The 5,767-nt window shown below is 40.2% G+C and carries 6 protein-coding genes; 4 read left to right on the plus strand and 2 right to left on the minus strand.

Annotated elements, in window-relative coordinates; genetic code table 11:
- The 4 genes from DW917_RS15970 to DW917_RS17380 all read left to right on the plus strand — a co-directional run.
- Nucleotides 1–660, plus strand: a 660-nt coding sequence (locus DW917_RS15970; protein ID WP_118120316.1) for a relaxase/mobilization nuclease domain-containing protein, incomplete at its 5' end; no start/stop codon positions are given.
- 32 nt (nt 661–692) lie between these two features.
- Complete coding sequence (locus DW917_RS15975; RefSeq protein WP_118120322.1) at nt 693–1,427, plus strand: hypothetical protein; 735 nt, start codon at nt 693–695, stop codon at nt 1,425–1,427.
- A 214-nt stretch (nt 1,428–1,641) separates the two neighbouring features.
- Nucleotides 1,642–3,894: an outer membrane beta-barrel family protein gene (locus tag DW917_RS15980; protein WP_158570220.1), complete on the plus strand. Its 2,253-nt coding sequence runs from the start codon at nt 1,642–1,644 to the stop codon at nt 3,892–3,894.
- Nucleotides 3,895–3,957: 63 nt separating this feature from the next.
- Nucleotides 3,958–4,122: a hypothetical protein gene (locus tag DW917_RS17380; RefSeq protein WP_153113403.1), complete on the plus strand. Its 165-nt coding sequence runs from the start codon at nt 3,958–3,960 to the stop codon at nt 4,120–4,122.
- A 156-nt stretch (nt 4,123–4,278) separates the two neighbouring features.
- Here the strand turns inward: DW917_RS17380 and DW917_RS15985 are convergent, their stop codons facing one another.
- Nucleotides 4,279–4,740, minus strand: coding sequence for a hypothetical protein (locus DW917_RS15985; RefSeq protein ID WP_118415774.1), 462 nt, complete (start codon nt 4,738–4,740; stop codon nt 4,279–4,281).
- Between the two features lie 25 nt (nt 4,741–4,765).
- Complete coding sequence (locus tag DW917_RS15990; protein ID WP_117695303.1) at nt 4,766–5,134, minus strand: hypothetical protein; 369 nt, start codon at nt 5,132–5,134, stop codon at nt 4,766–4,768.
- Nucleotides 5,135–5,767: the final 633 nt, after the last annotated feature.

Genomic DNA, 5,767 nt, shown 5'->3' on the forward strand with positions numbered 1-5,767 from the left:
ATCGTAAGGCATCACAACACGGACAATCCACATTGCCATATCGTATATAACCGCATCAATAACGAGGGCAAACTCATATCAGACAAGAATGATTACAGGCGTAATGAGCAAGTGACCAAGGCTCTTAAATCCAAGTATGGGTTGACCTACGGAACTGACAAGAGCAAGACTAGCACTCGCAAGTTACGCAATGCTGAGCGTGCCAAATACGAGATTCACAATGTTGTCAAGGATGTCTTGAAAACCGCAGGTAGCTGGCAGAAGTTCAAGAATGAGCTTGCAAAGCGAGGTGTTCTCTTGGAGTTTGTCTATAAGGACAAGGAGCAAACCAAGGTTCAAGGCATCCGTTTCTGCAAGGATGGATATAGCTTCAAGGGTACGCAGATTAGCCGAGAATACAGCTTTGTCAAGTTGGATGCAAGACTTGGCACAGAGTATAATCGTGTATCGCCAAGAGCCGAATCTATGCAGGGAGGACAACCAAGTTGTCACCAAGTAGAACAGACTCAACCAACGGCAGAACATACCCAAGACCCTTGGAGTGGTATTTCTTCCATCGGCTTGTTCGCTCCGTCTAATGCCCAAACTTATGAGCCATTCCCAGAGGAAGAATCCGCTAAGAAGAAAAAGAGAAAACGCAGAAAGGGCTTCAGCCTTTGATGCAAGTTACAGACTTAAAAATAGAATCGAACATGAAAGAAGAACTATTGGAAGCCATCTACGGCACAGTTGAGAGATTGGAGCAGAAAGTTGATGAACTTTCTGTCTCCACAAAGAACGCAGGAGCGGAAACCGTTCCTGCAAGTAATGACATAACCAAGTTGGATAAGTCAATCAATGCGATGTTTATCAAAGAAGAGGAAGTCAGAGGTAAAATATCCAAATTAAGAGATGCCATTATCGTTTTTGCTGACCTTATTAAGGTTGAACTTGGCAAAAATGAGCAGCGAAGCAAGTTCTTGGTTGATGCTGTCAAGCAGATGAAACAAGAGCATACTGTCACCTCAAAGGCATTGCAAGATAAACTTGAAGTGATGAACAAATCACCTCAAAAGAAGGTTGTAACCCATCACTTCGAGCCAACCTCAAAGAATGTTCTTCTTTTCATTGGTGGCTTGGCTCTATCCCTTGTCATTTCCATTTGGGGCAATCTCACCCAATGGCGAGATTACCAAGATTGGGAGGAGGCAGACTTGAAATATAGGGCATTGAAGATGGTGCTTTCTACTGATGACCCAAACATTCACTACATTGAAAAGTACTTCTCCATATGTCGAGACGAAAATGTTATAAATAATGTGAGGAATCGTGTTGCTGCTTACGAGGATTCTGTTCGCCACCATTATAAAATGATAGAAATGGCAACATACAAGGATAGTCTTACCAATTGCAAATTACTTGAAATTGAAGGTAAGAATATGCCTTGAAAAGCCAAATAAAGGACTTTTTCTTTATGTAACACAATTTTAATATTTCCGCAAATACGCTGTAATTTTTATATAGTACCTTTGCAACGTCATGATTCCTTATATACTGAGGATTGATAAGAATATAATAGATTAAGCAATAAAAAATAATTATACAATGAATAATAAGGGGATTTTAACAACGGCCTTGTGCCTATCTGTAATGACCTCGACGATGGGACAGAGTATCACGGGAAAAGTAGTGGACACCAAGGGTGAGCCTTTGGCTTTCGCCAATGTGGTGCTCCTAAATCGGCAAGACTCCGCGTTCGTCAAGGGAGCGGTGAGTGGAGAGGATGGTTGCTTCTCAATAGACTCCGTCTGCAATGGCGGAATCATCAAGGTAACATCCGTGGGCTACAAAACCATCTGCAAGGATTGCGAGGGTGAAAATGTGGGTGTCATCAAGATGGAAGAGGACAGCAAGATGCTCGGTGAAGTTGTGGTGAAATCATCACGCCCTGTTATTGCCATCAAGGGCAATGCCTTGGTTACTACTGTAGTTAATTCTCAACTGTCTCATGCAGGCACGGCAAATGACGTATTGCGCCAAGTGCCAATGGTCACAGGAAGAGATGGCAACTTCGAAGTGTTTGGCAAGGGTACACCACTTATCTATATCAATGGGCGTGTCGTACAAGACAAAAACGAGCTTGCACAACTCAACTCACAAGACATCAAGAATGTGGAAGTCATCACCAATCCTGGTGCCAAGTATGATGCTTCGGTCAAGTCTGTCATTCGTATTCGTACCAAACCATCGCAAGGTGAAGGCTTTGGTGGAACACTTCGTGCCCAAAATGGTTTCCGACACTATTTTTCGAGCATGGAGCAAGCAAACTTGAAATATCGTAAAGGAGGCTTGGAACTATTCTCCAATCTCAATTATTATACCGGCAAATTCTATAGCTATGGAGTCACGGACCTGGAAACGAAAGCTTCTACCAATTGGCTTCAGAACATAGAAAGCATCGGTCGTATGCGAAACAATGAGTTCTTCGGCAAGTTTGGATTGTCATGGATGCTCAATGAGCATCATTCCATTGGCGCTTATTATGTGAATGGAGTGGGACTGCAAAAGGAACATCCTGATTATAAAACCACTTCGTATGCAGATGGAACTCTGAAAGATATGGTTTCCACCGTAGGACTCAACAGGACACATGCCATGCCTAAGCATCATGCCAATATATATTACAATGGAGAAGTGGGCAAACTTGGAGTTGACTTCAACATGGACTACATGTGGAGAAAAAAGCGCAAGACTTCCAATCTGTCGGAGATAAACCTCAACAATGAGGACAATTCGATTACATCCAATGGTATCGGGCACTCACGAATGTTTGCCGAGAAGCTGGTTTTGAGCTATCCTCTGTGGAAAGGACAACTTGAAGTGGGCAATGAGTACACCGCCTCACAGACATTGAATGATTTCAACATCAATATGGCTACTATCGGAAATAGCAACACCAAGAGCGATGAGAAAAACATGGCTGGTTTTCTCTCCATAGGTCAGCAGTTCGGAAAAGTTGCCGTAGAGGCAGGACTTCGTTACGAGCATGTCAACTTCAAATACACGGAAAATGGGCAACTCAAGGAAGACCAAAGCAAGACTTACAACAACGTTTTCCCTTCTTTGTCTATTTCTACAGAGATTGGAAAAACGCAATTATCATTGAGCTACACAAGCAAGACTCAACGTCCATCATACGATGACCTTGACGGAACAGTCAGCTATGTCAATCGCTTGACCTTGGAAAGTGGAAATCCTTACCTATCTCCTATGAAGATTCATTCTGTGGAGTTGATGGGTGCATGGAAGCAATTCTTTGCAAAGGTTTCATACGAACATAGGAAGGATGCCTTTATCCAGACTACGAAATCTTATGGCGAGGATGGAGAGGTAAAGTTGCTGACCATGGAGAATACTCCAAAGATAGATGAACTACAAGCATTTGTTGGCGCACAATTTAAGGTTGGCATTTGGGAACCTAAAGTGAATGCAGGCATCATCAAACAGTGGTTCACTGGCGAATATATGGGTGAGCGCAAATCCTTCAGCAATCCTTTGGGAATCGTGCAGTTCCAGAATGCCATCCATCTGCCTGGCGACATTTGGATGAATATCGATATGGAATGGAACAGTCGTGGCAACAAGGACAACATGAAGTTCAGTTCTTCCTCATACCTGAATGCCAAACTTTACAAGGCTTTTGGGAAAGACCATTTTTCCGTGTCGCTTGAAGCCAATGACATCTTCAACAAGAGCTACCGTAATGTAACATTCTACAACAAGGATGTTACACTTTGGCAAAACATGACGACTGATAGCCGTGCCTTGCTCTTGACATTGCAATATAACTTCAATACAACAAGAAACCGATATAAAGGTAAGGGTGCTGGCAATGAAGAATTGAGTCGTTTCTAAAAATTAAAAGAGGTATCCGAAAATCTTTAAAAGAGTAGGAATATGATTTAATTTTTATACATTATGGAAACAAACAACGATTTGTTGAAGCTCTCAGAAAAAATGGGGCTTCGTGGATTAGAGGACGAGTGCATTGTCCTTGAGGATGAACGTGCTGATGACATTTATGGCGGCAAGTTTGTCTGCTTTGGCAATTACAACAACTGTTCATTTGGCAATTGTGCCTAAAATTATAACTAGCACGCTAATTTATCGGTGGCAAGGTTACGCAAACTCAGGGAAAGTACCAAACGATTCGGTAATTATTTTTCAACTTTCGGATAAATAAAAATGCAATTACAGCAAGTGTGAGTTTTACTATAATTGCATTTTTTTTAAAATCGGCTACTTTAATAAAGAGTTTAAATACTCTGTTGTAATTTCTGGAACAATAATGTTGTTTCCAGAATCAATTGTTTGCTCTATTATAGAGTTAGTTTCATCCAAATTCTTCTTTAAAGTATCAAAAACATTCTGAGAAACATTTATTTCTTGTGCAGAATTTATTAGACAAACGTATTGCTTGTTCTCATTTAAGTGGACATGGCTATAAAAACGATAAATAGCTGCTTTCGTTTTTGCCAAATCTTCTGCTTTTGCCGCTCTAGTACCCATTGCTATTTGCTTGGATATTTGAGAAAGGTCTATGTCTATAAACGAATTGTTGTTTATAATTTTCTCAACGGCTGTTGGTTCTGTCTTGATTGCTGCTATTTTTTGAATAGCAGTTGGGTCACTATCGGAATCACAACTGCTAAGTACAATAAAAGCAGATAGAACGAAAATACATGTTATTAATTTCTTCATAAGCATAGCGTATTATTTTGGTAAGTTAATAAGCATCCCATCTTGCATTTCCAACGACACTAGCAGCATCGGATAAGGTGGAAACCGTGAATTTCCAGCCTATAGGGGTATTTCCGAAGATACTATATTTCTTCTCTTTAGTTGAACTAAGTGGAAGTATTATATACTTATCGGTTTGATCAAATAGAGTGTTGCATACAACTTCTACAGCGACATTCAGAACATTGCTGTTGGAAAATTTTACCCAAATAACTTGATTGCCGCCAAATACCCATTTGATTTCTGAATTTGGTGGGTTTATCAAACTGCAAGTTGCTGTTGTTTTAGCGGCAAAAAGACTTGCAGGAACTGATGTAGCTGCCATAATAGCTAAAATAGTGAGTACTTGTTTCATAAGCGTTAATTGTTAATTGATAATTATGATGTTGCAAAGATAGTCTTTTTTTCGTTTGTTGTACTTCTTGAAGGGTAATATTAACTTTATTTACGAAAAAACGAAGTGTAGATTTTATGCTACACTTTGCCTTCTTGTTAGTACTCCTTTGCTTTTCTTCGGCAAGCTCCAACGATGTAGGCCTTTGGCTTATCGGCAAGTTTTGATGGACCTGCAAGGGATGCCAAGAACCCAACGAAGTCTGGAATCTTCTCTTCGGCTTCGATGAAGGTCTTTTTGTTCTTGTTAATCTCATCGACTTCAAATTCGAGGTTATAACGAAGGTATTCGTATGCTTGTGTCGGAAAGGTATATATGAGCTGATGGTAGAGTCGTCATCAACAACAATGGCCCTGATTTGATAAACTCAGCAGGAATACTTGCTATTCATTTTTTATGATGGGGTTATGTTTACAAATTTGAGATTTCATGTAAAAAAGTCCTAATTTCTATGTTTCTCTTCTTGCAAATTATGGGATATTAAGAAAAATATCGTATCTTTGTCGCAAATTTAGGCGTTCTTTGGATATTGCAAAATACAGAAACGAGCAGAAGGTCGCTCGTTTCCATATTGTTACCTATATAATATAGGCA

Origin of the sequence: Prevotella sp. AM42-24, assembly GCF_003461825.1 — a bacterium.
GTDB lineage: Bacteria > Bacteroidota > Bacteroidia > Bacteroidales > Bacteroidaceae > Prevotella > Prevotella hominis.

Excerpts from the sequence above, each read along its gene's own strand:
- DW917_RS15985 (WP_118415774.1), bottom strand. The coding sequence starts at position 4,740 with ATGAAGAAATTAATAACATGTATTTTCGTTCTATCTGCTTTTATTGTA.
- DW917_RS17380 (WP_153113403.1), top strand. The coding sequence starts at position 3,958 with ATGGAAACAAACAACGATTTGTTGAAGCTCTCAGAAAAAATGGGGCTT.
- DW917_RS15990 (WP_117695303.1), bottom strand. The coding sequence starts at position 5,134 with ATGAAACAAGTACTCACTATTTTAGCTATTATGGCAGCTACATCAGTT.
- DW917_RS15980 (WP_158570220.1), top strand. The coding sequence starts at position 1,642 with ATGGGACAGAGTATCACGGGAAAAGTAGTGGACACCAAGGGTGAGCCT.
- DW917_RS15975 (WP_118120322.1), top strand. The coding sequence starts at position 693 with ATGAAAGAAGAACTATTGGAAGCCATCTACGGCACAGTTGAGAGATTG.